Raw genomic sequence first — 25,683 nt, 5'->3', positions numbered from 1 at the left:
TCAGACCGCCCTCATCAGCAGGGTCGCGGCGATGAGTACCGCCGCGCCGCCGAACATCGAGACCGCGTAGGAGCGGGCATAGCCGTTCTGCAGCTTGCGCAGCCGGCCGGAGAGCCCGCCCATCGAGGCGGCCGTGCCGTTGACGACGCCGTCGACCAGGGTGTGGTCGACGTAGACCAGGGAGCGGGTGAGGTGTTCGCCGCCGCGGACCAGGACCACGTGGTTGAAGTCGTCCTGGAGGAGATCCCGGCGGGCAGCCCTGGTGAGCAGGGAGCCGCGCGGGGCGACGGCGGGGACGGGCCTGCGCCCGTACATCGCCCAGGCGATGGCGACACCGATGACGAGCACCACCATGGTGGCGGCGGTGACGGTGGTCGCGCTGACCGGGGCGTGTCCGTGGTCGTGTCCGGTGACGGGCTCCAGCCAGTGCATGAAGCGGTCGCCGATGGAGAAGAAGCCTCCGGCGAAGACCGACCCGAAGGCCAGCACGATCATCGGGATCGTCATGGACTTCGGTGACTCGTGGGGGTGCGGCTCGTGGCCCTCGGCGTCCGGCTGCCAGCGCTTCTCGCCGAAGAACGTCAGCAGCATCACGCGCGTCATGTAGAACGCGGTGATCGCGGCGCCGAGCAGCGTGACGGAGCCGAGGATCCAGCCCTCGGTGCCGCCCTTGGCGAAGGCCGCCTCGATGATCATGTCCTTGGAGAAGAATCCGGACAGCCCGGGGAAGCCGATGATCGCCAGATAGCCGAGGCCGAAGGTGACGAAGGTGACCGGCATGTACTTCCGCAGGCCGCCGTACTTCCGCATGTCCACCTCGTCGTTCATGCCGTGCATGACCGAACCGGCGCCGAGGAAGAGCCCGGCCTTGAAGAAGCCGTGCGTGACCAGGTGCATGATCGCGAAGACGTAGCCGATGGGGCCGAGGCCCGCGGCGAGGATCATGTAGCCGATCTGCGACATCGTCGACCCGGCGAGGGCCTTCTTGATGTCGTCCTTCGCGCAACCGACGATCGCACCGAAGAGGAGCGTGACGGCACCGACCACCACGACGACCAGTTGCGCGTCGGGCGCCCCGTTGAAGATGGCGCCGGAGCGGACGATGAGGTAGACGCCCGCGGTCACCATGGTGGCGGCGTGGATCAGGGCCGAGACCGGGGTCGGGCCCTCCATCGCGTCACCGAGCCAGGACTGCAGCGGAACCTGGGCCGACTTGCCGCAGGCGGCGAGGAGCAGCATCAGGCCGATCGCGGTGAGCTTGCCCTCGCTGGTGTCCCCGGTCGCTTCGAGCACCGGCCCGAAGGCGAACGTACCGAAGGTGGTGAACATCAGCATGATCGCGATGGACAGGCCCATGTCGCCGACCCGGTTCACCAGGAAGGCCTTCTTGGCGGCGGTGGCCGCGCTGGGCTTGTGCTGCCAGAAGCCGATGAGCAGGTACGACGCCAGACCGACGCCCTCCCACCCGACGTACAGCAGCAGGTAGTTGTCGGCGATGACCAGGATGAGCATCGCCGCGAGGAACAGATTCAGATAGCCGAAGAAGCGGCGTCGCCGCTCGTCGTGCTCCATGTAGCCGATGGAGTAGATGTGGATCAGCGTGCCCACACCCGTGATCAGCAGGACGAACGTCATCGACAGCTGGTCGAGCTGGAAGGCCACGTCGGCCTGGAATCCCTCGACGGGGATCCAGCTGTACAGGTGCTGGTGCAGGGCGCGGTCCTCGGCGCTCCTGCCCAGCATGTCGGTGAACAGCACGGCACCGATGACGAACGACGCGGCGGCGAGCGCCGTGCCGATCCAGTGTCCGGCCCGGTCGAGCCGGCGGCCGCCGCAGAGCAGGACCGCCGCTCCGAGCAGGGGCGCCGCGACCAGCAGCGCAATCAGGTTTTCCACGATTCCGACCCCTTACAGCTTCATCAGGCTGGCGTCGTCGACCGAGGCCGAGTGGCGGGAGCGGAACAGCGACACGATGATCGCGAGCCCGATCACGACCTCCGCGGCGGCGACGACCATCGTGAAGAAGGCGATGATCTGGCCGTCGAGGTTGCCGTGCATCCGGGAGAACGCGACGAGCGTGAGGTTGCAGGCGTTGAGCATCAGCTCGATGCACATGAACACCACGATCGCGTTCCGCCTGATCAGCACGCCGGAGGCGCCGATCGTGAACAAAAGGGCCGCGAGGTAGAGGTAGTTGACCGGATTCACTTGGCGACCTCCTCCTCTTCTTCCGCATGGTCACGGGCTGGTCCGCGGTCGCGGCCGAGCCGCTCCCCGGAGCGCTGTTCCAGTGCCTTGAGATCGGCGAGCGACTCGTCGGACACATCGCGGATCTGGCCGCGCTGCCGCAGCGTCTGCATGACGGTGAGTTCGGACGGGGTGCCGTCCGGGAGCAGTCCCGCGATGTCCACGGCGTTGTGCCGGGCGTAGACACCGGGGGCGGGCAGCGGCGGCAGATGACTGCTGCGCACCCGCTCCTGGGAGAGCTCGCGCTGTGTCTTGGCGCGCTCGGTGCGCTCGCGGTGCGTGAGCAGCATCGCGCCGACGGTCGCCGTGATCAGCAGGGCGCCGGTGATCTCGAACGCGAAGACGTACTTGGTGAAGATGAGGTTGGCGAGGCCCTCGACGTTTCCGCCGTGCCGGGCGTTCGCCGCCCCCAGGCCGTTGAACGACTTCAGGGACGCCTGTCCGATGCCGGCGATCAGCAGGATGCCGAAGCCGAGTCCGCAGGCGGCGGCCAGCCAGCGCTGGCCCTTGAGCGTCTCCTTCAGCGAGTCCGCCGCCGTGACGCCGACGAGCATGACCACGAAGAGGAACAGCATCATGATCGCGCCGGTGTAGACGACGACCTGGACGATGCCCAGGAAGTAGGCCCCGTTGGCGAGGTAGAAGACCGCCAGCACGATCATGGTGCCGGCCAGGGACAGCGCGCTGTGCACCGCCTTCTTCATCAGGACGGTGGAGAGTGCGCCGATGACGGCGACGGTGCCGAGGATCCAGAACTGGACGGCCTCGCCGGTCGAGGTGGCCGCCGCGGCCAGGGTGGCGGTCATGCGTCCACCCCCTTGTCCGCTTCTCCCGCGGAGACGGCGACCTGACGCTCCGTACCCGGAGCGGCCTCGGTCACCAGACCGCGGTAGTAGTCCTGTTCGTCCATGCCGGGGAAGATCGCGTGCGGGCTGTCGACCATGCCTTCCTCGAGGCCCGCGAGCAGCTCGTCCTTGGTGTAGATGAGGCTCTCGCGGGTGGTGTTGGCGAGCTCGAAGTCGTTGGTCATGGTCAGTGCCCGGGTGGGGCACGCCTCGATGCAGAGACCGCACAGGATGCAGCGCGCGTAGTTGATCTGGTACACGCGGCCGTAGCGCTCGCCCGGGGAGTAGCGCTCCGCGTCCGTGTTGTCCGCGCCCTCGACGTAGATCGCGTCCGCCGGACATGCCCAGGCGCAGAGCTCGCACCCGACGCACTTCTCCAGCCCGTCCGGGTGACGGTTGAGCTGATGGCGGCCGTGGAAGCGCGGCGCCGTCACCTTCTGCGTCTCCGGGTACTGCTCGGTCAGCCGCTTCTTGAACATGGCCTTGAAGGTCACGCCGAAGCCGGCCACAGGATTCTGGAACTTCTCCCCTGAGGGTTCCGATGCCTCAGACACTGTCGGCCTCCCTTCCGTCACTCGAACTTCCGGCACTCACATGGTCGTCACTCTGAGTATCCGGCCCGCCACTGACAACGAGCTCCCGCTCACGTCGTGGCCTGCGGCGCGGCACCGGCGGCAGGCTCTGGCCGGGCAGCGGCGGCACGGGGAATCCGCCCGCCATCGGGTCGAACGCCGGCTCCGGTCCGGCCGCCTCCTCGGCGGCCTTGGCCTTGCGGTCCCGGAAGATGTCGGCGACGAAGGAGATCAGCAGGACGGCGATGACGGCTCCCGCGACGTACAGCAGGATCTTCGAGTAGTCGTAGCCCTCGTTGTTCAGCGCCCTGACGGTGGCGACCAGCATCAGCCAGACCACGGAGACCGGGATCAGGACCTTCCAGCCGAGCTTCATCAGCTGGTCGTAGCGGACCCGGGGCAGCGTGCCGCGCAGCCAGATGAAGAAGAAGAGGAGCAGCTGCACCTTGATGACGAACCAGAGCATCGGCCACCAGCCCTGGTTCGCGCCCTCCCAGAAGGTGCTGATCGGGTACGGAGCCCGCCAGCCGCCCAGGAACAGGGTCACGGAGACCGCGGAGACGGTGACCATGTTGACGTACTCGGCGAGCATGAACATCGCGAACTTGATCGAGGAGTACTCGGTGTTGAAGCCGCCGACCAGGTCGCCCTCGGACTCCGGCATGTCGAACGGGGCCCGGTTGGTCTCACCGACCATCGTGATGACGTAGATGATGAAGGAGACCGGCAGCAGCAGGATGAACCAGCGGTCCTGCTGCGCCGCCACGATCTCCGAGGTCGACATCGAACCGGAGTAGAGGAACACCGAGGCGAACGCGGCGCCCATCGCGATCTCGTAGCTGATCATCTGGGCGCAGGAGCGCAGACCGCCGAGCAGCGGGTACGTCGATCCGGAGGACCAGCCGGCCAGCACGATGCCGTAGATGCCGACGGAGGCGACCGCGAGGATGTACAGCATCGCGATCGGCAGGTCGGTCAGCTGCATCGTCGTGCGCTGGCCGAAGATCGACACCTGGTTGTCGGCCGGACCGAACGGGATCACCGCGATCGCCATGAACGCCGGGGCGGCGGCCACGATCGGGGCCAGGATGTAGACGACCTTGTCGGCCCGCTTGACGACGACGTCTTCCTTCAGCATCAGCTTGATGCCGTCGGCGAGCGACTGGAGCATCCCCCAGGGGCCGTGACGGTTGGGGCCGATGCGCAGCTGCATCCAGGCGACGACCTTGCGCTCCCACACGATGGAGAACAGCACGGTCACCATCAGGAACGCGAAGCAGAACACCGCCTTGACGACGACGAGCCACCAGGGGTCCGTGCCGAACATCGAGAGGTCCTCGGCTGCGAGCACGGTGCCGTGCGGCGCCGCGGCGAGTCGATCGAGGCCGGTCACTCTCCTACCTCCGTTGTCACGACGTGGGAGCCCGGGGCGGCCGGACCGATCCGGACCAGTCCGCCCGGCTGGGCGCCGGTGTCGGCGGGGACGCCCCGGCCGACGGAGTTGAGCGGCACCCACACCACCCGGTCCGGCATCTCGGTCACCGCCAGCGGGAGTTCGGTGGTGCCGGCGGGCCCGGTGACGGCCAGCAGATCGCCGTCCTTCACGCCGGACTCGGCGGCGGTGACCTGGGACAGCCGGGCGACGGCCGCGTGCCGGGTACCGGCCAGCGCCTCGTCGCCCTCCTGGAGCCGGCCCCGGTCGAGCAGCATCCGGTGGCCCGCGAGGACCGCCTCGCCGTCACCGGGCCGGGGCACCGGGCGGGACGTCGCCCGCGGGTCCTCGGCGTGGCCGCCCTGCCAGCCGCCGAGGCGGTCGAGTTCGCGGCGGGCCGCCCTCAGGTCGGGCAGTGCGAGGTGTACGTCGAGCGCGTCGGCCAGCATGTGCAGCACCCGCGCGTCGGTCGGGCAGAGCGTCCTCGGCATCTGCTCGGGCTTCAGCGCGGCCTCGAACATCCGCGCCCTGCCTTCCCAGTTGAGGAAGGTGCCGGGCTTCTCGGCGACGGCCGCGACGGGGAGGACCACGTCGGCCCGCTCGGTGACCGCGCCGGGCCGCAGCTCCAGGGAGACCAGGAAGCCGACCTCGTCCAGTGCGCGCAGCGCTCCGGCCGGGTCGGGCAGGTCCTCGGGGTCGACCCCCGCGACCAGCAGCGCGGCCAGCTCGCCGGTGGCCGCGGCCTCCACGATCTGGCCGGTGTCACGGCCGAAGCGGGCCGGGAGTTCGGCGACGCCCCAGACGGACGCCACCTCCTCCCGGGCCCGGGGGTCCGTCGCGGGACGGCCGCCGGGCAGCAGCGACGGGAGCGCGCCCGCCTCCAGCGCGCCGCGTTCGCCGGCCCGGCGCGGGATCCACACCAGTGCGGCGCCGGTCGCCGCGGCGGTGCGCACGGCGGCGGTGAGCCCGCCGGGCACGGCGGCGAGCCGCTCGCCCACCACGATCACGGCGCCTTCGCCACGCAGCGCCTCGGCCGCGACGGCCCCGTCACCCTCCAGGCCGACCCCGCCCGCGAGGGCGTCCAGCCATTCGGTCTCGGTGCCGGGTGCGGCGGGGAGCAGCGTGCCGCCCGCCTTCTCCAGGCCCCGGCTGGCGTGCGAGGCGAGCGCGAACGTCCGCTGCCCGTGCTTGCGGTGGGCCTTGCGGAGCCGCAGGAAGACGCCGGGCGCCTCCTCCTCGGACTCGAAGCCGGCCAGCAGGACCGCCGGGGCCTGCTCCAGCGCGGTGTACGTGACCCCGCTGCCGTCGAGGTCCCGGCCGCGGCCGGCCACCCTCGCGGCGAGGAAGTCGGCTTCCTCACCGCTGTGGACCCGGGCCCGGAAGTCGATGTCGTTGGTGTCGAGGGCGACCCGCGCGAACTTGCTGTACGCGTAGGCGTCCTCGACGGTCAGCCGGCCGCCGATGAGGACACCGGTCCTGCCGCGGGCCGCCGAGAGACCGGCCGCGGCGGCTTCCAGCGCCTCGGGCCAGCTCGCCGGCTCCAGCACGCCCTCGGCGTTGCGTACCAGCGGAGTGGTGAGCCGGTCGCGCTGCTGGGCGTAGCGGAAGCCGAAGCGGCCCTTGTCGCAGAGCCACTCCTCGTTGACCTCGGGGTCGTTGGCGGCGAGCCGCCGCATGACCTTGCCGCGCCGGTGGTCGGTCCGGGTCGCGCAGCCGCCGGCGCAGTGCTCGCACACGGAAGGCGTCGACACCAGGTCGAAGGGCCGGGACCGGAAGCGGTACGCCGCCGAGGTGAGCGCCCCGACCGGGCAGATCTGGATGGTGTTGCCGGAGAAGTACGACTCGAAGGGGTCGCCCTCGCCCGTACCGACCTGCTGGAGCGCGCCGCGCTCCAGCAGCTCGATCATCGGGTCGCCCGCCACCTGGTTGGAGAACCGGGTGCAGCGAGCGCAGAGCACGCAGCGCTCGCGGTCCAGCAGCACCTGGGTGGAGATGGGGACGGGCTTCTCGAAGGTGCGCTTCTTCCCGTCGAAGCGGGAGTCGGCGCCGCCGTGCGACATCGCCTGGTTCTGCAGGGGGCACTCGCCGCCCTTGTCGCAGACCGGACAGTCCAGCGGGTGGTTGATGAGCAGGAGCTCCATCACCCCCTTCTGGGCCTTCTCCGCGACGGGCGAGGTGATCTGCGACTTCACGACCATGCCGTCGGTGCATGTGATGGTGCAGGACGCCATCGGCTTGCGCTGGCCCTCGACCTCGACGATGCACTGCCGGCAGGCACCGACCGGGTCGAGGAGCGGGTGGTCGCAGAAGCGCGGGATCTCGATGCCGAGGAGTTCGGCGGCGCGGATGACGAGGGTGCCCTTGGGCACGCTGATCTCGATGCCGTCGATCGTGAGCGTGACGAGGTCCTCGGGCGGAACGGCCGCCTCGCCGCCCCCGGAGGGCGCACTCGTGGTGACTGTCATGCGTTCACCCCCCGGTGAGCGTTCTTGTCGTCTTTGTCGTCGGCCCAGAGGGTCGACCTGGCCGGATCGAAGGGGCAGCCCTTGCCGGTGATGTGCTGCTCGTACTCCTCGCGGAAGTACTTCAGCGAGGAGAAGATCGGCGAGGCGGCACCGTCCCCGAGGGCGCAGAACGACTTTCCGTTGATGTTGTCGGCGATGTCGTTGAGCTTGTCGAGGTCCGACATCTGTCCCTTGCCCGCCTCGATGTCGCGGAGCAGCTGGACGAGCCAGTAGGTACCCTCGCGGCACGGCGTGCACTTGCCGCAGGACTCATGGGCGTAGAACTCGGTCCAGCGGGTGACGGCGCGCACCACGCAGGTGGTCTCGTCGAAGCACTGCAGCGCCTTGGTTCCGAGCATGGATCCGGCGGCGCCGACGCCCTCGTAGTCCAGGGGGACGTCGAGGTGTTCGTCGGTGAACATCGGGGTGGAGGAGCCCCCGGGTGTCCAGAACTTCAGGCGGTGCCCGGCCCGGATGCCGCCGCTCATGTCGAGCAGCTGGCGCAGGGTGATGCCGAGCGGCGCCTCGTACTGGCCGGGGCTGGTGACGTGCCCGCTGAGCGAATACAGCGTGAAGCCAGGGGACTTCTCGCTGCCCATCGACTTGAACCAGTCCTTGCCCTTGTTCAGGATCGCGGGAACCGAGGCGATGGACTCGACGTTGTTCACCACGGTGGGACAGGCGTAAAGACCGGCGACCGCGGGGAAGGGGGGACGCAGCCGGGGCTGGCCGCGCCGTCCTTCGAGCGAGTCGAGCAGCGCGGTTTCCTCTCCGCAGATGTACGCACCCGCACCCGCGTGCACCGTGATTTCCAGGTCGAGCCCCGAGCCCAGGACGTCCTTCCCCAGGTAGCCCGCCTCATAGGCCTCACGCACGGCCTCGTGCAGCCGCCGCAGTACGGGGACGACTTCGCCGCGCAGATAGATGAAGGCGTGCGAGGAGCGGATCGCGTAACAGGCGATCACGATGCCCTCGATGAGGCTGTGCGGGTTCGCGAAGAGGAGCGGGATGTCCTTGCAGGTCCCGGGCTCCGACTCGTCGGCGTTGACGACGAGGTAGTGCGGCTTGCCGTCGCCCTGCGGGATGAACTGCCACTTCATCCCGGTGGGGAAGCCCGCGCCCCCGCGTCCGCGCAGACCGGAGTCCTTGACGTACGCGATGAGGTCGTCGGGCGCCATGGCCAGGGCCTTGCGCAGACCCTCGTATCCGTCGTGCCGGTGGTAGGTGTCCAGCGTCCAGGACTCCGGCTCGTCCCAGAAGGAGGAGAGGACCGGGGCCAGGAGCTTCTCCGGGCTCGTCCCGTTCTTGTCGATCTCGGCTGCCAAGGTCATCACTCCCCCTCCTCGGCGGCAGGCCCGGCCGGGTGCTCCGGGTCGGAGGCCGACGTCTTCTGCGGTGCGTCGTGAGAGCTGAGGTGCTCGGTCGGCGACGGGTCGTGGGGCTGCGCGTCCTGAGGCGTCGCGTCGTCGGGCTGCGCGTCCCGGGGGGTCTCGCCCCTGGGTCCGACCACGCGTGCCTGCGGGGCGGCCTCGCCCCTGGCGAGCTTCAGCCCGACCAGGGAGGCGGCCCCCGCTCCACCGCTCGCCTCGACGGCGCCGGGGCGCCGGTCGGGGAAGCCGGCCAGGATGCGGGCCGTCTCCTTGTAGGTGCAGAGGGGGGCGCCGCGGGTGGGCTCCACGGTCCGGCCGGCGATCAGGTCGTCGACGAGCCGCGTCGCGCTCTCCGGCGTCTGGTTGTCGAAGAACTCCCAGTTGACCATCACGACGGGCGCGAAGTCGCAGGCCGCGTTGCACTCGATGTGCTCGAGGGTGACCTTGCCGTCCTCGGTCGTCTCGTCGTTGCCGACGCCCAGGTGCTCCTTGAGCTGGTCGAAGATGGCGTCGCCGCCCATGACCGCGCACAGGGTGTTGGTGCAGACACCGACCTGGTAGTCACCGCTCGGCCGGCGCCGGTACATCGTGTAGAAGGTGGCGACCGCGGTGACCTCGGCGGTGGTGAGCCCGAGCTGGTCGGCGCAGAACGCCATGCCCGTACGGGAGACGTACCCCTCCTCCGACTGCACCAGGTGCAGCAGCGGCAGCAGCGCGGAGCGGCTGCCGGGGTAGCGGGCGATCACCTCCTTCGCGTCCGCTTCGAGCCTGGCGCGCACCTCGGCCGGGTAAGCGGGGGCGGGGAGCTGCGGCATCCCCAGGCTGACTTCTTGGTTGGATGCGGTCACCGGTCGACGCCTCCCATCACGGGGTCGATGGACGCGACGGCGACGATGACGTCGGCGACCTGGCCGCCCTCGCACATCGCCGCCATGGCCTGCAGGTTGGTGAAGGACGGGTCGCGGAAGTGGACCCGGAAGGGGCGCGTGCCGCCGTCCGAGACGACATGCACGCCGAGTTCGCCCTTGGGGGACTCTATGGCCGTGTACGTCTGCCCGGCCGGGACCCGGAAGCCCTCGGTCACCAGCTTGAAGTGGTGGATCAGGGCCTCCATGGAGGTGCCCATGATCTTCTTGATGTGGTCGAGCGAGTTGCCGAGACCGTCGGGACCCAGCGCGAGCTGCGCGGGCCAGGCGATCTTCTTGTCGGCGACCATGACCGGGCCCGGCTCCAGCCGGGCCAGGCACTGCTCGACGATCCTCAGCGACTGGCGCATCTCCTCGAGACGGATGAGGAAGCGCCCGTAGGCGTCGCAGGTGTCCGCTGTGGGCACGTCGAACTCGTAGTTCTCGTATCCGCAGTACGGATCGGTCTTGCGCAGGTCGTGCGGGAGGCCGGCGGACCTGAGGATCGGGCCGGTGGCGCCGAGCGCCATGCAGCCGGTCAGATCGAGGTACCCGACGTCCTGCATACGGGCCTTGAAGATGGGATTGCCGGTCGCGAGCTTGTCGTACTCCGGCAGGTTCTTCTTCATGGTCTTGATGAACTCGCGGAGCCGGTCGATCGCGCCCATGGGCAGGTCCTGGGCGAGGCCGCCGGGCCGGATGAACGCGTGGTTCATCCGGAGGCCGGTGATCAGCTCGAAGAGATCGAGAACGAGTTCACGATCGCGGAAGCCGTAGATCATGATCGTCGTGGCGCCGAGCTCCATACCGCCGGTGGCGATGCACACCAGGTGCGAGGAGATCCGGTTGAGCTCCATCAGGAGCACGCGCAGGACGGTGGCCCGGTCGGGGATCTGGTCCTCGATGCCGAGGAGCTTCTCGACCCCGAGGCAGTACGCCGCCTCGTTGAAGAACGGGGTCAGGTAGTCCATGCGGGTGACGAAGGTGGTGCCCTGGGTCCAGTTACGGAATTCGAGGTTCTTCTCGATGCCCGTGTGGAGGTAGCCGATGCCGCAGCGGGCCTCGGTGACGGTCTCGCCGTCGATCTCCAGGATCAGCCGCAGCACGCCGTGCGTGGACGGGTGCTGGGGACCCATGTTGACGATGATGCGTTCGTCGTCCGACTTGGCGGCGGACTCGACGACCTCGTCCCAGTCGCCGCCGGTGACTGTATATACAGTCCCCTCGGTGGTGGCGCGGGGCGTTGCATGGGGAGTAGTCATCAGCTGTACGACCTCCGCTGGTCCGGAGCCGGGATCTGGGCGCCCTTGTACTCGACGGCGATGCCGCCGAGCGGGTAGTCCTTGCGCTGCGGGAAGCCCTGCCAGTCGTCCGGCATCATGATCCGGGTCAGGGCGGGGTGCCCGTCGAAGATCAGCCCGAAGAAGTCGTAGGTCTCGCGCTCGTGCCAGTCGTTGGTGGGGTAGACCCCGACGAGGGACGGAATGTGCGGGTCGCTGTCCGGGGTGGACACCTCGAGGCGGATCAGCCGCCCGTGGGTGAGCGAACGCAGGTGGTAGACCGCGTGCAGCTCGCGCCCCTGGTCCCCCAGGTAGTGGACACCGCTGACGCCCGTGCAGAGCTCGAAGCGCAGGGCCGGGTCGTCGCGCAGGGTGCGGGCGACCTGGACCAGGTGCTCGCGGGCGATGTGGAAGGTGAGTTCGCCCCGGTCGACGGCCGTCTTCTCGATGGCGTTGCCGGGGAGAAGGTCCTGTTCCTCCAGGGCCCCCTCCAGCTCGTCGGCCACCTGGTCGAACCAGCCGCCGTAGGGCCGGGAGGCCGCTCCGGGCAGGCTCACCGTGCGGACGAGTCCGCCGTAGCCGGAGGTGTCACCGCCGTTGTTGGCGCCGAACATGCCCTTGCGTACGCCGATGACCTCACCGGTGTCGTCCCGCGGGCTGGGCACCGCCGTGCCGTTCTGCTCGTTGTTGCCGTTTCGTTCGTCGCTCACCGCAGCAGCCCCTTCATCTCGATCAGGGGGAGTGACTTGAGGGCCGCCTCCTCCGCCTCGCGGGCGGCCTCCTCCGCGTTGACCCCGAGCTTGGAGCCCTGGATCTTCTGGTGGAGCTTGAGGATGGCGTCGATCAGCATCTCGGGACGCGGCGGGCATCCCGGCAGATAGATGTCGACCGGGACAATATGATCAACACCCTGAACAATGGCGTAATTATTGAACATTCCACCCGATGACGCACAAACCCCCATGGAGATGACCCACTTGGGGCTCGGCATCTGGTCGTAGACCTGCCGCAGGACGGGCGCCATCTTCTGGCTGACCCGTCCCGCGACGATCATCAGATCCGCTTGCCGCGGTGATCCGCGGAAGACCTCCATCCCGAAACGGGCCAGGTCGTACCGCCCGGCGCCGGTCGTCATCATCTCGATGGCGCAGCAGGCGAGGCCGAAGGTGGCGGGGAAGACGGAGGACTTCCGTACCCAGCCGGCGGCCTGCTCGACAGTGGTCAGCACAAAGCCGCTCGGCAGCTTCTCTTCGAGTCCCATGGTGTGCCCCTCAGCCCCTCAGTCCCATTCCAGGCCGCCCCGGCGCCACACATACGCGTAGGCGACGAAGACGGTGAGCACGAAGAGCAGCATCTCCACGAGCCCGAAGATCCCCAGGGCGTCGAAGGTGACCGCCCAGGGATAGAGGAAGACGATCTCGATGTCGAAGACGATGAACAGCATCGCCGTCAGGTAGTACTTGATAGGGAAACGGCCGCCTCCAGCCGGAGTGGGGGTGGGTTCGATGCCGCACTCGTACGCTTCGAGCTTTGCTCGGTTGTACCGCTTCGGGCCGATAAGCGTGGCCATGACCACGGAGAAGATCGCAAACCCTGCCCCGAGGGCGCCGAGCACGAGGATGGGCGCGTAGGCATTCACGCTCCTCGCTCCTTCCAGTCGTCCTTGACCGTTGGACCGCATCGGGCGACCGGCTCGCCACCTCATCAAGATCGTGCACATGTGAGGCAGTTCACAAGCCCGACTGCCCCGCATCCTATGCCTGCCGTCCTGTGATCTGCGACACGGGGTACACAGACGTCTTTGTGATCTCCACCACCTGACGAACGATCATGAAGTCGGATGAGCGGTGATCTTCACACGCGAAGCGGCCGAGCGGTTACGAGACGTGACATCTCGCGGCGTTACCGCTGGTCAAGGGCGCATGGCTCTATCAATCGACGGCCCGTACAAGCAAATTGGCGATGGACGCCCGGTTGGTGATATAGCAAGCGACCCTGAATGGCAGCCACTCGGACGAGGGGCTTCCGGTACCGATGTGGACAATGCGCGCGCATTCACGATCTTCCGGACGGGCGGGCGGGGCCGCCGACCCGGCGCGCGCCGCGTCCGGGCGCGAGGGACGGCGCCCCTCGGCGACTCCCCGGCCGAGCGGCCGGCAGGCGGGCCGCCGGCTCACCGACGGGCGGCCATGGAATCGGACATGACTCACCAATAGGTCATGCCGTCGCGAGAAGTCGGCCGGTCCCGCCCGGCACGCGACGCGCGGCCGCGCGGTTGCCTCTCACAGAAGAGCCATGCTGTGACCTGCATCACTCCATGCGCGCTTCAAGAAAAGCGGGCTTGGCCAACCGTGTGAACGGATGGTAAGCGACGGGCAATTCGGACCTATTGAAAGAACGCCGTGATCACAGCGGTGCAGCGGTGTGCCCGTTTTGCCCGTTAGGGCGTCAATAAGGGCCCGGAATAAGCGGATTCACAGATTCCGAACGTAACTGTGTCGCAACACACGTTTCTTGATGGGACCCCTACAGCCCTGATAGCGCTAGTACCCATGTCCCACACCGCTCACATACCCAGCCACCGGAAGCCCCGCCAGAGCGCCTCGAAGACGGCGCTGCGGGCAGGAGTTGCCGGTGGCGTCCTCAGCACCATCGCGGTCGCGGGTGCCGCCGGCCCGGCTCAGGCCGAACCGGTGACCCAGACCATCGAGATGCCCACCATCACGGCCGGGCTCTCCACCTCCGTCGCAGCGTCCGCACAGGCGACCCAGGCGGTCGCCCTCGACCTCGAGACGCAGGCCAACGAGGACGCCGCAGCCGCCACCGCCGCCAAGACCGCCAAGACCGCCAAGGCCGAGGCGGTCCGCAAGGCAGAGGCCAAGAAGAAGGCCGAAGCAGCCGCCAAGGCCAAGGCGGAGGCCGCCGAGCGCGCCTCCCGCTCCGCCGAGCGCACCACGCTCAGCGCGTCCTCCGGCCCCTCCGGCTCGTCCTCCTCCTCGTCGTCCTCCAGCGCCACCGGGTCCGCCGCGTCCGTCATCGCGTTCGCGCAGTCCCAGGTCGGCGACGCGTACGTCTCCGGCGGCACCGGCCCGAACTCGTGGGACTGCTCGGGTCTGGTCCAGGCCGCCTTCGGCTCGGTGGGCATCGACCTGCCGCGCGTCTCGCAGAGCCAGTCGACGGCCGGGACCCAGGTCTCGCTCGACAACCTCCAGCCCGGCGACATCCTGTACTGGGGCGGTGCGGGCAGCGCGTACCACGTCGGGATCTACGTGGGCGGCGGCCAGTTCGTCGGCGCGCAGAACTCCAGCACCGGCGTCGTGCAGAAGTCCCTGGACTACGACCCGCCGTCGGGCGCCGTCCGCGTTCTCTGATTCACAAGCACGCCTGAGCACGACCGCGGGCCGTCACTCCACCGTTCGGAGTGACGGCCCGTCATCGTGCGGTGGGTGCGTCCGCTTCCACGGTGGCTTCCGCCGGGCGGCGCTGTGCCGGCACGTGTGCGCGCTCCCGGCCGGCCCGGTCCCTGCGCAGGAGCAGCACGCCCGCCGCGCACGCGAGAGCCGCCAGCACGAAGCCGTACGGCGGGGTCGAGCCCGAGGGCTGCGTCTCGTAGACGAGTGCGGCCGAGAGCACGGTCACCGCGCCCATGGCCCGGCCGCCGCTCGCGGTCGCGGCGATCACCGCCGTCGCCCACAGCAGGTACCACGGCTGCACCATCGGCGAGAGCGCGACCAGGGCCAGCAGTGCGAGGCCCAGGGCGCGCACGGGTTCCGTACGCCCGGTCGTCGCATGCCATGCGAGGCGGGCGATCAGGATCAGGGCGAGCAGCAGACCCAGGTTCTGCACGGCGGCCTTGACCGGATCCGGGTCGGTCCCGGCCAGCAACCGCAGGAGTTCGCCCAGGCCCAGGCCGAGGTCGCTGCTGAAGGACAGCGCGGTGTGGATGCGTCCCGCGACGCTCTGGGTCCCGAGCCAGCCGAAGCCGGTGCCGCCGAGGAAGGTCGCGCCGACGGCGACCGCCCCGGCGACCAGTCCGGGTGCCAGCAGGCCCTTCGCGACGCGCCTCACGACCGGACCGCTCGCGGCCCGGCCCACGACGACGCCGATGAACAGCAGCGCCACCGCCGCGGGCGACTTCACCATCACGGCGAGCCCGACGACCGCCGACCCGGTGACCCACCTCCCGCGCAGGGCGAGCAGCACGCCGGCCAGCATGAGGCCGGTCATCAGCCCGTCGTTGTGGACGCCGCCGACCACATGGATGAGCAGCAGCGGATTCAGCGCTCCGAGCCACAGCGCGGCGCTCTCGCTGCGGCCGTGCTCCCGCGCGAGGTTCCGCAGGGCCCACACGATCAGCACCAGCGCGCCGAGGGCGATCAGGCGCATCCCCAGCACGGCGGGCACGATCGTGCCGCCGGTCGCCCAGGCCACGCCTCGCGCGAGAACGAGGAAGAACGGCCCGTACGGGGCCGGGGTGTCGGTCCAGTGCCCGCCGACGCTCGCCGCCGCGTCGCCACCCGGCCCGTCGGGGTCGAGGACTGACGGCCCCACGCTGTAGACGTCATGGCCTTCGAGGACCATGGCGCCCTGCGCGATGTAGCTGTAGACGTCGGCGCTGTACAGCGGGGGCGCGAGGACCAGCGGGGCCGTCCACCACGCGAGGGTGACGAGGGTGTCGCGTACGGAGGCTCCCGCCCTCCCGTGCAGCCACCAGGCGACGACGAGCACCGTCAGGCCGCCGTACGCCAGCGCGTAGCCCGCGGCGGTCACCGCGGTCCCGTGGGGGACCCACAGTCCCCACGGGTCGTGGGCCGGCAGCGTGCCGACGGCCCAGCCTCCCAGCGCCACCGCAGCCGATCCGGCCGCGCCGAGTCGGCGGTAACCGCCGGTGGTCCATGCCCCTGTTGCCCCCATGGCCCGAACCTATCGCAGGGCAGGCCGCCGCGGTCCGGGGCCCGGGTCGTCCCCGGGCCCGTCCGCTCAGGCCTTCGGAGCGACCTTCGAGAGGCCGTTGATGATGCGGTCCATGGCGTCGCCGCCCGTCGGGTCGGTGAGGTTGGCGAGCATCTTCAGCGTGAACTTCATCAGGACGGGGTGGGACAGACCGCGCTGGGTGGCGATCTTCATGACCTTCGGGTTCCCGATCATCTTCACGAAGGCGCGGCCCAGCGTGTAGTAACCGCCGTAGGTGTCCTTGAGGATCTTCGGGTAGTGCTGCAGGGCCAGCTCCCGCTGGGCCGGGGTGGCGCGGGCGTGCGCCTGGACGATGACGTCCGCGGCGATCTGGCCCGACTCCATGGCGTACGCGATGCCTTCGCCGTTGAACGGGTTGACGAGTCCGCCCGCGTCACCGACGAGCAGCAGGCCCTTGGTGTAGTGCGGCTGGCGGTTGAACGCCATCGGGAGCGCGGCCCCGCGGATGGGCATCGTCATGTTCTCGGGGGTGTAGCCCCAGTCCTCCGGCATGGAGGCGCACCAGGCCTTGAGCACCTCGCGCCAGTCCAGCTCCTTGAAGGCCGACGAGGAGTTGAGGATGCCGAGGCCGACGTTGGACGTGCCGTCGCCCATGCCGAAGATCCAGCCGTAGCCGGGCAGCAGACGGTCCTCGGCGCCGCGGCGGTCCCACAGCTCCAGCCAGGATTCCAGGTAGTCGTCGTCGTGGCGGGGCGAGGTGAAGTACGTGCGGACCGCGACACCCATCGGGCGGTCCTCGCGGCGGTGCAGTCCCATGTTGAGGGAGAGCCGGGTGGAGTTGCCGTCGGCGGCGACGACGAGCGGGGCGTGGAAGGTGACCGGGGTCTTCTCCTCGCCGAGCTTGGCGTGGACGCCGGTGATCCGGCCGGTGCGCTCGTCCTTGATCGGTTCCCCGACGTTGCAGCGCTCGTACAGCCGCGCGCCCGCCTTCTGGGCCTGGCGGGCCAGCTGCTCGTCGAAGTCGTCGCGCTTGCGGACCAGACCGTAGTCCGGGTAGGAGGCGAGGTCCGGCCAGTCCAGCTGGAGACGGACGCCGCCGCCGATGATGCGCAGGCCCTTGTTGCGGAGCCAGCCGGCCTCTTCGGAGATGTCGATGCCCATGGAGACGAGCTGCTTGGTGGCGCGCGGGGTGAGACCGTCGCCGCAGACCTTCTCACGCGGGAAGGCCGTCTTCTCCAGGAGGAGGACGTCGAGTCCGGCCTTCGCGAGGTAGTACGCGGTCGTGGAGCCGGCTGGGCCCGCTCCGACGACGATCACGTCCGCGCTGTGTTCGGAGAGGGGCTCGGTCACGGTCGGATCTCCCGAAGACTCGAATTCGCGTGCCGCGCGGCACATGTCGCGTGCAGTCTATGGGTGCCTGCTGATCAACCTTCCGAAGGGCTCCCCGATGCCGCACGTGCCTGACTCGACTCCGTCCGTACATCTGCGCGTCCCGACCGACGAGGACGCCCTGGCCTGGTACCGGATGTTCGACGATCCGGAGGTGATGGAGTTCCACGGCGGCCGCCCGGCGGAGTACTCCGTGTACGAGGAGTTGACCGCCCGCCAGCGCCGTCACGACGCGGAGCTCGGCCACTGTCTGTGGACGGTGCTGGACGACGCCGGTGCGGTGCTCGGCTTCACGGGCGCCCAGCCGTGGCCCCACGAGTCGTTCGGCCCGGTGGGCGAGGTCGAGATCGGCTGGCGGCTGGGCCGGGCCTCCTGGGGGCACGGTTACGCGACCACCGCCGCGCGCATCACGCTGGAGCGGATAAGGGATCTCGGGGTGCGGGAGGTCGTGGCGATGGTCAACACGCGGAACGCCCGCTCGGTGGCGGTGGCCGTACGCCTCGGCATGCGGCAGGCGGAGACGTACACCTCCCCGGTGACGAAGCAGGAGGCGTACTGCTTCCGGCTGGAGCTCTGAGCCCCTCGCGGGGTCAGTCGCGCACGCCCCGGTGGAGCGCCACCACTCCACCGGTGAGATTGCGCCACGCGACATCCGACCAGCCGGCCTTCTGCAGCAGTGCGGCGAGGCCGGCCTGGTCGGGCCAGGCGCGGATCGACTCGGCGAGATAGACGTAGGCGTCGGGGTTGGACGACACCGCCCGCGCCACCGGCGGCAGCGCCCGCATCAGGTACTCCGTGTAGACGGTCCGGAAAGGCGTCCACGTCGGCTGGGAGAACTCGCAGATCACCACCCGGCCGCCGCGCCTGGTGACCCGGTACAGCTCGCTCAGCGCGGCGCCGGTGTCCTGGATGTTGCGCAGCCCGAAGGAGATCGTGACCGCGTCGAAGGTCTCGTCCTTGAACGGGAGCTTCGTGCCGTCGCCCGCGGTGAACGGCATCCACGGGTGGCGCTCCTTGCCGACCCTGAGCATCCCGATCGAGAAGTCGCAGGGCACCACGTAGGCGCCGGCCCGGGCGAACGGCTGCGATGAGGTGGCGGTGCCGGCCGCAAGGTCGAGGATCTTCTGGGCCGGACGGGCGTCGACGGCCCGGGCGACCTCCTTGCGCCAGAGCCGCGCCTGTCCGAGCGACAGCACGTCGTTGGTGAGGTCGTAGTTCGCCGCCACGTCGTCGAACATCGAGGCGACTTCGTGCGGCTGCTTGTCCAGGGATGCTCGGGTCACCCTCCCATTCAAGCAGCCCCGCCTCCGGTCTCTCGCGGCGGCTTGGAACGGCTTCAACCTTTCGGCGCCGGCAGCGCTCGTAAAGGGGTGAGACCCACCGGAGAACGGGAGAGGGGGCCGGATGTCCGTTCAGCACGGCCGGGACTCCACCGGCGTGAGCGGCTTCGAGAACAGTTTCGAGGACTTCGCCCGAGCCGGCCAGCAGCGTCTGTACCGCACGGTCGGCTCGACGGAAACGACGTCCACATCGATCTCCTTCGTTTTCGGGAACAGCACCGCCCTGATCGACGTCTCACCGGACGAGGGGAAAGGGGTTTCCGCACCGGTGACCACCCAGCAACTCCTGGACGGCGTAAGGGAGAGCGGGCTGCTGGAGGTCGTGCGGTACGCGGACGAGCACCCGGTGCTCGAGAAGCAGGACAGCGTGCGGGGCGGGTGATCCATCCGTCCTGGACGACCACACCGAGACCACGGATACTCACCAGAACATGCACAGTGACGACACATACCGAATACGGAGCGCCACCGGGCACGGCCGGGGGGCCGGAGCACCCGCTCCGGGGGCGCGGCCCACCCGCGCACAGTCCAGGAAGCGGTCCATGGCCCGACAGAGACGGAAGCGGCGACGGCGTGCGGGTTTCACCGGAGCGGTGCTCGCGGCGGCGGCCGCCGCGTTCCTCTACGTCTCCCCGCCCTGGCAGGACGACGGCGCCGCGGTCGCGGCCGATCGGGAGCCGGCCCGGCCCTCCGCGGCCGGGACCACCTCGCCGCCGGCCCCCGCCCCACCTTCGCCGAAGGCATCGGTGAGCCCGAAGGCCTCGAAGTCCCCCGCGGCCTCGGCGAGCACCGAGAAGTCCGTGGATCCGGACTCCGTGCCGGCCTCGGGTCCGGGCACCTTCGAGGTGGCACGCGAGAGCGTCTCGTCCGACGGCGGTGGCAGCCGCTACCGCGTCGAGGTGGAGGAAGGCATCGGCGTGGACCCGGACGGGGCCGCCGAGGACATCGCGAAGATACTCGCCGACCCACGGGGCTGGAGCAAGGGCGGAAGCCGCACCTTCCGCCAGGTCGCCGACGGATCGGCCGGGCTGGTGATCCGGATAGGGACACCGAAGACCACCGACCGGCTCTGCGGGCAGTACGGGCTGAACACCGGGGGCGAGGTGAACTGCCGCGGCGGGAAGAACGTCATGGTCAACCTGGCCCGGTGGCAGCTGGGTTCACCGACGTTCGACGGTCCGGCGTCCGAGTACCGGGCCCTGATCATCAATCACGAGGTGGGCCACTGGCTGGGCCACGGCCACGAGACCTGCCCCGGCCCCGGCAAGCCGGCCCCCGCCATGATGCAGCAGATCAAGGGGCTGAAGGGCTGCAAGTCCAACGCCTGGCCGTACGACGGGAACGGCCGCTATCTGGGCGGACCCTCCGTGCCGTGAGGCCGTGCGGGCCCCGGGCCGCCGCGAGGTCGGTCCGGGTCGCCCGCGGTGCACGTCCGGAACGCACCGGGAGGCGTCCTCACCGCCGCCGGTACACCAGCCGCCCGCCGAGGACGGTGGCCACACACGTCACGGCGCCCGCCGCGCACAGCGCCGCCTCGTCCGGTACGTCGAAGACCGCGAGGTCGGCGCGGCCGCCGACGGTGAGCGGGCCGTGCGCGGATCCCGCCAGGTCGCTCCCCCGCGCGAAGGGGTCCAGGCCCGGTTCGCCGGCCGGGGCCCCGGCCGGCGGGACCACCGTCAGTCCCGCGCGGGCGACCGCGGTGCGTACGGCGGGTTCGGCGAACCCGCCCGCGACGTGAGTGGTGCCGTGGCGCAGCATGCGCTGCAGCCCGCGGCGTACGCTGCCGGCCCGGCGGGGCTCGTCCATCCGTGCGGCCACCCGCTCGAAGTCCGCCCCGGTCAGCGGCTGTTCGCCGAGCTCGTCCGCCTCGCGCGGATCGGGGTGGTACCAGCGGGTCAGCAGCGGGACGCCGTCCCACTGGCGCAGGCCGGGGGTGAGGACGCCCGGCCACTGCCGGACCCGGGCGGCCGGGTGCGCGGCCGTCACCTCGTCGTACGTCCCGAGGGCCACGACGCGGTCGCCGTCCACCGCGACCGCGCCCTCGTCGATGCCCGCCGCAGCGACCGGCAGGACCAGCGGCGCGGCGTGAACGGTCAGCATCGGTAGCTCAGTTGGCGTTGAGGAGCTTCAGCTCCGGGTGCGCCGTGCCGCCCGCGATCGCGGTGGAGGAGATGTGCGAGACGACGCGCTCGTCGACCGGGTCGTTCGCCGGGTCGTCATGGACGACCAGGTGCTCGTAGGTCGTGGCGCGCTGGGCGGGGACGCGGCCCGCCTTGCGGATCAGGTCGATGATCTCGAGCCGGTTCGAGCGGTGCTTGGCGCCGGCCGAGGAGACGACGTTCTCCTCCAGCATGATGGAGCCGAGGTCGTCCGCGCCGTAGTGCAGGGACAGCTGGCCGACCTCCTTGCCCGTGGTCAGCCAGGAGCCCTGGATGTGGGCGACGTTGTCGAGGAAGAGCCGGGCGATGGCGATCATCCGCAGGTACTCGAAGAGCGTTGCCTGCGTCTGTCCCTTCAGCTTGTTGTTCTCCGGCTGGTAGGTGTACGGGATGAACGCGCGGAAGCCGCCGGTGCGGTCCTGGACGTCGCGGATCATCCGCAGGTGCTCGATGCGCTCGGCGTTCGTCTCGCCGGTGCCCATCAGCATGGTGGAGGTGGACTCGACGCCGAGGCCGTGGGCGATCTCCATGATCTCCAGCCAGCGCTCGCCGGACTCCTTGAGCGGGGCGATCGCCGTACGCGGCCGGGCGGGCAGGAGTTCGGCACCCGCGCCTGCGAAGGAGTCGAGACCGGCGGCGTGGATCCGCTGGATCGCCTCCTTCGCGGAGACGCCCGAGATACGGGCCATGTGCTCGATCTCGGAGGCGCCCAGCGAGTGGATGACCAGCTGCGGGAACGCCTTCTTGATGGCGGAGAAGTGCTCCTCGTAGTACTCGACCCCGTAGTCCGGGTGGTGGCCGCCCTGGAACATGATCTGGGTGCCGCCCAGCTCGACGGTCTCCGCGCAGCGGCGCAGGATGTCGTCGAGGTCGCGGGACCAGCCCTTGCCGGTGTCCTTGGGCGGCGCGTAGAACGCGCAGAACTTGCACGCCGTGACACAGACGTTGGTGTAGTTGATGTTGCGCTCGATGATGTACGTCGCGATGTGCTCCGTACCGGCGTAGCGGCGGCGGCGCACGGCGTCGGCCGCGGCCCCCAGCGCGTGCAGCGGTGCCGACCTGTACAGGTCGAGCGCCTCCTCCGGGGAGATCCGCCCGCCTTCGGCGGCGCGGTCGAGGACGGGCTGAAGGTCGGCCTTCTCGGTCACCGGGCTGTCACCTTTCGGCGGTTCTTCTGCGGTTCCACGGACCGATCCAGCCTACGCCAGCCCCTGCCGGGGTCAGCCGTCGGACCGGGTGAGCGTGCCCTTGGGCGTGCCCGCGGCCTCCTCGTGGGACTCGTAGCGCAGGGCGCTGCCGGAGGTGAGGGTGAAGACCAGGTCGGCTTCACCGCCTGTGCACATGGCGCCGGTGCGGGCGTCCGGGTCGGCGCGCTCCCGGATCTTCAGCTCGGTGGCCGTGCCGGAGACCAGCGTGCCGATGCCCTTGCAGACGACGGTCGTTCCGAGCGCGTCGAACCGGTACGACAGCCGGACCACCTCCTCGCCCTTCCTCCCCTCGACGAACACGGCGGTGACCGTGCCGTGCGGCGCGCCGCTGCGTTCTGTCGCGGAGCCCTTCCAGGTGCCGGCGAACGCCTTGGGCAGCGCGCTCACCGCGGCGGACGCCGGGGAGGACGGCTTTCCGGAGGCCGACGGGGCCTGTGACCCGGTGGCCGCCGGAGGCTGCGCGGCGTCGTTGCCGTGACCGTTGTCGCCTCCGCCGCCCGTGAACAGGTCCCCCATCGTCGCGGCGCCGACGGTGACCGCCGCGAGCGCGCCCGCGACGGCGAGCGCGACGGTGCAGCTGACCCGCCGCCCCCGGCGCGGACCGGGCTGCGGGCCGGTGTCCATGGTGAGGGCGATACGGGCGCCCGGTTCGCGCTCCCCCGACCGGTCCGCGGCCGCCGGGGGTTCGGTCGGCGGGAGCGGTGGGGGCGGGCCGAAGGCGCCGGGCGTCGCACTCCCCAGTGACGCGTTGCTGAACGGCACCGGCCCGGACTGCACCGGCGCGTCCTGCGGTTCCAGGTCGAGCAGGGCCACCGCGGACCTGCTGACCTCACGCACCAGGGGGCCCGGCAGCCAGCCCTGCGCCACCAGCGCCGCGGCCCCGCCGGGCGCCAGCCTGCGGGCGAGCTCGGCCGGGGCGGGCCGGCCGGCGGGGTCCTTGGCGAGGCACCCGGCGACCAGCTCGCGCAGCTCGCCCTCCAGGTCCCCGAGTTCGGGCTCCTCGTGCACCACCTTGTAGAGGAGTACGGCGGAGGAGTCGCCGGGGAAGGGCGCGGTGCCGGTCGCCGCGTAGGCGAGGACCGCCCCGAGCGAGAAGACGTCGGCCGCGCCGGAGATGTCCAGGCCGCGGATCTGCTCCGGCGCCATGTAGCCGGGCGAGCCGACGGAGACGCCGGTGGAGGTGAGGGAGACGGTGGCGCCGAGGGCCCGGGCGATGCCGAAGTCGATCAGCCGGGGGCCGTCGAGGGCGAGCAGGACGTTGGACGGCTTGACGTCCCGGTGGATGAGGCCGTGCGCGTGCACGGCGTCGAGTGCCTCGCCGAGCCCGGCCCCCAGGGTCCGCACCGCGTACTCGGGCAGCGGACCGTAGCGCGTCACGGCATCGGACAGCGGCGGCCCGGCGACGTAACCGGTCGCCACCCACGGCACCGCCGCGTCCGGGTCGGCGTCCAGGACCGGGGCCGTCCACTGCGCGCCGAGGCGCCGCGCGGCGTCCACCTCACGCCGGAATCGCGCGCGGAACTGCTCGTCCAGGGCGAAGTGGGGGTGCACGACCTTGACCGCGACGGTACGTCCGCCCGCGCTGCGGCCCAGATAGACCCTGCCCATCCCGCCGGCACCGAGCCTGCCGAGCAGCCGGTAGGCACCGATGATGTGCGGTTCGCCGGCTTCCAGCGGCTGCATACGGTCTCCCCCTGTGGGCCCCGGGACTCGGACGGCAGCCTAGGCGGCCCGGGTCGCACGGTCACGAAGGCCCCTTCTGCCGATTTCGCCCCTATGGGCACGAAGCAGGGATTTCGCCACACGGAAAGGCGCGAATACGCCGTTCGTCCGCGCCGATCGGGTTCACGGGAGGGAAACCGGAAGGCGTTCCAAGAGACATCCGCTATTCGTCCGAGCGCCCACGGAGAGGGACTCCGTGACAGAACTCCGACATTCACGCCCTTTCACGGGAACGGAATGCCGGAGTCACGCATCAGGGGTAAAGGACGGCGCGGGGAAGGAAGGCCCGGGAAGGTTCAGGATTCACCTTCTCGCCCGCACCCATTCCCGTACGCCGCCCACCTTCCCGCACGCCGCCCACCGGGACGCCGGCGGTGTCAGCCGCCGAGCAGTTCGACCTTCACGTCCGCCGGGAAGCCGGTCGTCGGACCGGTCCGCCGGGCGAACTCGCGCACGCCCGCCAGCTGGTCGGGCCCGAAGCGGAAGTCCAGAGTGGTGAAGTAGCGCTCCAGCACCTCGGCGTCGAAAGCCTCCCAGCGCGACGCCTGCTCGGCCACCTTGGTGACCTCCTCCAGCGAGAGGTCGCGGGAGGCCAGGAACGCCTCGTGCACCTTCTCCACGTAGTCGGGGTGCGAGGCCAGATAGTCCTTGCGCGCCGCCCAGACCGCGAAGACGAACGGCAGCCCCGTCCATTCCTTCCACATCTCGCCCAGGTCATGGACCTGCAGCCCGAGCCTGGGGGCGTCGTGCAGGTTCGCCCGCAGCGCGGCGTCACCGATGAGGACGGCCGCGTCGGCCTCCTGCATCATCAGGCCGAGGTCCGGCGGGCAGGTGTAGTAGTCGGGTGTGACGCCGTACCGCTCGGCGAGCAGCAGCTGGGCCAGCCGTACGGAGGTGCGCGAGGTCGAGCCGAGGGCCACCCGGGCCCCGTCCAGCTGCTCCAGGGGGAGCTGGGACACGATCACGCACGACATGACGGGGCCGTCGCAGCCGACGGCGATGTCGGGGAGGGCGACCAGTTCGTCGGCGTTGCGCAGGAACTCGACCAGGGTGACGGGACCGATGTCGAGGTCCCCCCTGACCAGCTGCTCACTGAGTCTTTCCGGGGTGTCCTTCGAGAGCTCCAGGTCGAGCAGGGTTCCGGTCCGTGCCAGACCCCAGTAGAGGGGGAGGCAGTTCAGGAACTGGATGTGGCCGACGCGCGGCCTGCTGCGACGGTCGTCGCCTTCTACGGGAGAGACGGTTGAATTGTCCACATCGCGAGGCTAGACCTGTCCCTGTCGGCCGGCATCATCGGGGCGCCCGGACTGCTCCGCGGGGCCTTGTACGTCAGCCCTCCGACGGCTCAATCAAACATCCGGGTGAAGTGATCTTTCCCTCTACCGCTCCCCACAGACTGCGTGCTAGGCTCGCCGCAAGTTGCAGTTTGGTTTCCCTTGCAGTACAGAGCCTGCGGAGCATGTAACCCGCAGGCTTTTGTAGTTTTCAGACTTGTTTGCAGGTTCTGGAGCAGGGCAACCCTTTGGCCCAAGGAGGGCTTATGGCTACCGGAACCGTCAAGTGGTTCAACGCTGAAAAGGGCTTCGGCTTCATCGCCCAGGACGGCGGCGGCCCGGATGTCTTCGTCCACTACTCCGCGATCAACGCGTCCGGGTTCCGCTCCCTCGAGGAGAACCAGGTCGTGAACTTCGACGTCACTCAGGGACCCAAGGGTCCGCAGGCTGAGAACGTCACCCCGGCCTAGTTGCCCGGGTCGGCCGATCGCGGCCGAGTGAGCAGTACCCAAGGAGCCCCGC

The 25,683-nt window shown here is 70.0% G+C and carries 24 protein-coding genes; 5 read left to right on the top strand and 19 right to left on the bottom strand.

The genetic code is table 11. The features are described 5' to 3' along the window. From nuoL to ACFWFI_RS05265, 12 genes are read right to left on the bottom strand one after another with little or no spacing between them, the layout of a single operon-like run. Nucleotides 1-1,896 (bottom strand): NADH-quinone oxidoreductase subunit L, encoded by a 1,896-nt coding sequence (gene nuoL / locus ACFWFI_RS05320; RefSeq protein ID WP_387385719.1) that lies wholly within the window; start codon nucleotides 1,894-1,896, stop codon nucleotides 1-3. 12 nt (nucleotides 1,897-1,908) lie between these two features. Further along, on the bottom strand, nucleotides 1,909-2,208 hold the full coding sequence (gene nuoK / locus ACFWFI_RS05315) for an NADH-quinone oxidoreductase subunit NuoK (protein ID WP_099173920.1): 300 nt from the start codon (nucleotides 2,206-2,208) through the stop codon (nucleotides 1,909-1,911). Then, nucleotides 2,205-3,053: an NADH-quinone oxidoreductase subunit J gene (locus tag ACFWFI_RS05310; RefSeq protein ID WP_387385717.1), complete on the bottom strand. Its 849-nt coding sequence runs from the start codon at nucleotides 3,051-3,053 to the stop codon at nucleotides 2,205-2,207. The genes nuoK and ACFWFI_RS05310 overlap by 4 nt, the downstream gene beginning before the upstream one ends. Continuing rightward, entirely contained in the window at nucleotides 3,050-3,646 is a 597-nt protein-coding gene (nuoI, locus tag ACFWFI_RS05305; RefSeq protein ID WP_387385714.1) for an NADH-quinone oxidoreductase subunit NuoI, read from the bottom strand. The genes ACFWFI_RS05310 and nuoI overlap by 4 nt, the downstream gene beginning before the upstream one ends. Beyond that, nucleotides 3,639-5,057, bottom strand: a complete 1,419-nt coding sequence (gene nuoH / locus ACFWFI_RS05300) for an NADH-quinone oxidoreductase subunit NuoH (RefSeq protein WP_387385711.1) — start codon at nucleotides 5,055-5,057, stop codon at nucleotides 3,639-3,641. Before nuoH ends, nuoI begins: the two co-directional genes overlap by 8 nt. Then, complete coding sequence (locus ACFWFI_RS05295; RefSeq protein ID WP_387385709.1) at nucleotides 5,054-7,561, bottom strand: NADH-quinone oxidoreductase subunit G; 2,508 nt, start codon at nucleotides 7,559-7,561, stop codon at nucleotides 5,054-5,056. Before ACFWFI_RS05295 ends, nuoH begins: the two co-directional genes overlap by 4 nt. Next, nucleotides 7,558-8,931, bottom strand: coding sequence for an NADH-quinone oxidoreductase subunit NuoF (gene nuoF, locus ACFWFI_RS05290; RefSeq protein WP_387385707.1), 1,374 nt, complete (start codon nucleotides 8,929-8,931; stop codon nucleotides 7,558-7,560). The genes ACFWFI_RS05295 and nuoF overlap by 4 nt, the downstream gene beginning before the upstream one ends. Further along, nucleotides 8,931-9,785, bottom strand: a complete 855-nt coding sequence (gene nuoE / locus ACFWFI_RS05285; protein ID WP_387385785.1) for an NADH-quinone oxidoreductase subunit NuoE — start codon at nucleotides 9,783-9,785, stop codon at nucleotides 8,931-8,933. Before nuoE ends, nuoF begins: the two co-directional genes overlap by 1 nt. 29 nt (nucleotides 9,786-9,814) lie before the next feature. Continuing rightward, nucleotides 9,815-11,137, bottom strand: coding sequence for an NADH-quinone oxidoreductase subunit D (locus tag ACFWFI_RS05280; RefSeq protein ID WP_387385705.1), 1,323 nt, complete (start codon nucleotides 11,135-11,137; stop codon nucleotides 9,815-9,817). After that, on the bottom strand, nucleotides 11,137-11,865 hold the full coding sequence (locus ACFWFI_RS05275) for an NADH-quinone oxidoreductase subunit C (RefSeq protein WP_387385704.1): 729 nt from the start codon (nucleotides 11,863-11,865) through the stop codon (nucleotides 11,137-11,139). Before ACFWFI_RS05275 ends, ACFWFI_RS05280 begins: the two co-directional genes overlap by 1 nt. Continuing rightward, entirely contained in the window at nucleotides 11,862-12,416 is a 555-nt protein-coding gene (locus ACFWFI_RS05270) for a NuoB/complex I 20 kDa subunit family protein (protein ID WP_387385702.1), read from the bottom strand. The genes ACFWFI_RS05275 and ACFWFI_RS05270 overlap by 4 nt, the downstream gene beginning before the upstream one ends. A gap of 18 nt (nucleotides 12,417-12,434) precedes the next feature. After that, a complete protein-coding gene (locus ACFWFI_RS05265; protein WP_003992243.1) occupies nucleotides 12,435-12,794 on the bottom strand; it encodes an NADH-quinone oxidoreductase subunit A in 360 nt (119 codons plus the stop codon). 913 nt (nucleotides 12,795-13,707) lie between these two features. On the opposite strand from ACFWFI_RS05265, the gene ACFWFI_RS05260 reads away from it, so the two are divergent. Then, nucleotides 13,708-14,526 carry a C40 family peptidase gene (locus ACFWFI_RS05260; protein ID WP_387385699.1) on the top strand — a complete coding sequence of 273 codons (819 nt, stop codon included), beginning with the start codon at nucleotides 13,708-13,710 and terminating at the stop codon, nucleotides 14,524-14,526. A 61-nt stretch (nucleotides 14,527-14,587) separates the two neighbouring features. Here ACFWFI_RS05260 and mptB read toward each other — a convergent pair whose 3' ends face one another. Both mptB and ACFWFI_RS05250 read right to left on the bottom strand, forming a co-directional pair. Beyond that, nucleotides 14,588-16,069 (bottom strand): polyprenol phosphomannose-dependent alpha 1,6 mannosyltransferase MptB, encoded by a 1,482-nt coding sequence (gene mptB / locus ACFWFI_RS05255; RefSeq protein WP_387385696.1) that lies wholly within the window; start codon nucleotides 16,067-16,069, stop codon nucleotides 14,588-14,590. Nucleotides 16,070-16,135: 66 nt separating this feature from the next. Then, complete coding sequence (locus ACFWFI_RS05250; protein WP_387385694.1) at nucleotides 16,136-17,419, bottom strand: geranylgeranyl reductase family protein; 1,284 nt, start codon at nucleotides 17,417-17,419, stop codon at nucleotides 16,136-16,138. A gap of 97 nt (nucleotides 17,420-17,516) precedes the next feature. On the opposite strand from ACFWFI_RS05250, the gene ACFWFI_RS05245 reads away from it, so the two are divergent. After that, complete coding sequence (locus ACFWFI_RS05245; RefSeq protein ID WP_387385692.1) at nucleotides 17,517-18,035, top strand: GNAT family N-acetyltransferase; 519 nt, start codon at nucleotides 17,517-17,519, stop codon at nucleotides 18,033-18,035. A 13-nt stretch (nucleotides 18,036-18,048) separates the two neighbouring features. Here the strand turns inward: ACFWFI_RS05245 and ACFWFI_RS05240 are convergent, their stop codons facing one another. Next, nucleotides 18,049-18,741: a demethylmenaquinone methyltransferase gene (locus ACFWFI_RS05240; protein WP_387385690.1), complete on the bottom strand. Its 693-nt coding sequence runs from the start codon at nucleotides 18,739-18,741 to the stop codon at nucleotides 18,049-18,051. Nucleotides 18,742-18,862: 121 nt separating this feature from the next. Between ACFWFI_RS05240 and ACFWFI_RS05235 the strand changes: the two genes are divergently transcribed. Together ACFWFI_RS05235 and ACFWFI_RS05230 are read left to right on the top strand one after the other, a co-directional pair. Beyond that, on the top strand, nucleotides 18,863-19,180 hold the full coding sequence (locus ACFWFI_RS05235; protein ID WP_387385688.1) for a hypothetical protein: 318 nt from the start codon (nucleotides 18,863-18,865) through the stop codon (nucleotides 19,178-19,180). Nucleotides 19,181-19,340: 160 nt separating this feature from the next. Next, nucleotides 19,341-20,174 carry a DUF3152 domain-containing protein gene (locus ACFWFI_RS05230; protein ID WP_387385686.1) on the top strand — a complete coding sequence of 278 codons (834 nt, stop codon included), beginning with the start codon at nucleotides 19,341-19,343 and terminating at the stop codon, nucleotides 20,172-20,174. A 79-nt stretch (nucleotides 20,175-20,253) separates the two neighbouring features. Here the strand turns inward: ACFWFI_RS05230 and ACFWFI_RS05225 are convergent, their stop codons facing one another. The 4 genes from ACFWFI_RS05225 to ACFWFI_RS05210 form a co-directional block, all read right to left on the bottom strand. Further along, entirely contained in the window at nucleotides 20,254-20,898 is a 645-nt protein-coding gene (locus ACFWFI_RS05225) for an imidazolonepropionase-like domain-containing protein (RefSeq protein WP_387385683.1), read from the bottom strand. A 7-nt stretch (nucleotides 20,899-20,905) separates the two neighbouring features. Further along, nucleotides 20,906-22,105 carry a cyclic dehypoxanthinyl futalosine synthase gene (gene mqnC, locus ACFWFI_RS05220; RefSeq protein WP_387385681.1) on the bottom strand — a complete coding sequence of 400 codons (1,200 nt, stop codon included), beginning with the start codon at nucleotides 22,103-22,105 and terminating at the stop codon, nucleotides 20,906-20,908. A 72-nt stretch (nucleotides 22,106-22,177) separates the two neighbouring features. Next, complete coding sequence (locus ACFWFI_RS05215) at nucleotides 22,178-23,848, bottom strand: serine/threonine-protein kinase (protein ID WP_387385679.1); 1,671 nt, start codon at nucleotides 23,846-23,848, stop codon at nucleotides 22,178-22,180. Between the two features lie 416 nt (nucleotides 23,849-24,264). Continuing rightward, on the bottom strand, nucleotides 24,265-25,143 hold the full coding sequence (locus ACFWFI_RS05210) for a menaquinone biosynthetic enzyme MqnA/MqnD family protein (protein ID WP_387385677.1): 879 nt from the start codon (nucleotides 25,141-25,143) through the stop codon (nucleotides 24,265-24,267). Nucleotides 25,144-25,427: 284 nt separating this feature from the next. On the opposite strand from ACFWFI_RS05210, the gene ACFWFI_RS05205 reads away from it, so the two are divergent. Beyond that, entirely contained in the window at nucleotides 25,428-25,631 is a 204-nt protein-coding gene (locus ACFWFI_RS05205) for a cold-shock protein (RefSeq protein ID WP_003967102.1), read from the top strand. The last annotated feature ends 52 nt before the right edge of the window (nucleotides 25,632-25,683 follow it).

It is taken from the genome of Streptomyces sp. NPDC060209, assembly GCF_042728155.1.
Taxonomy (GTDB): Bacteria; Actinomycetota; Actinomycetes; order Streptomycetales; family Streptomycetaceae; genus Streptomyces.
This window is presented reverse-complemented; position numbering and strand designations above follow the sequence as displayed.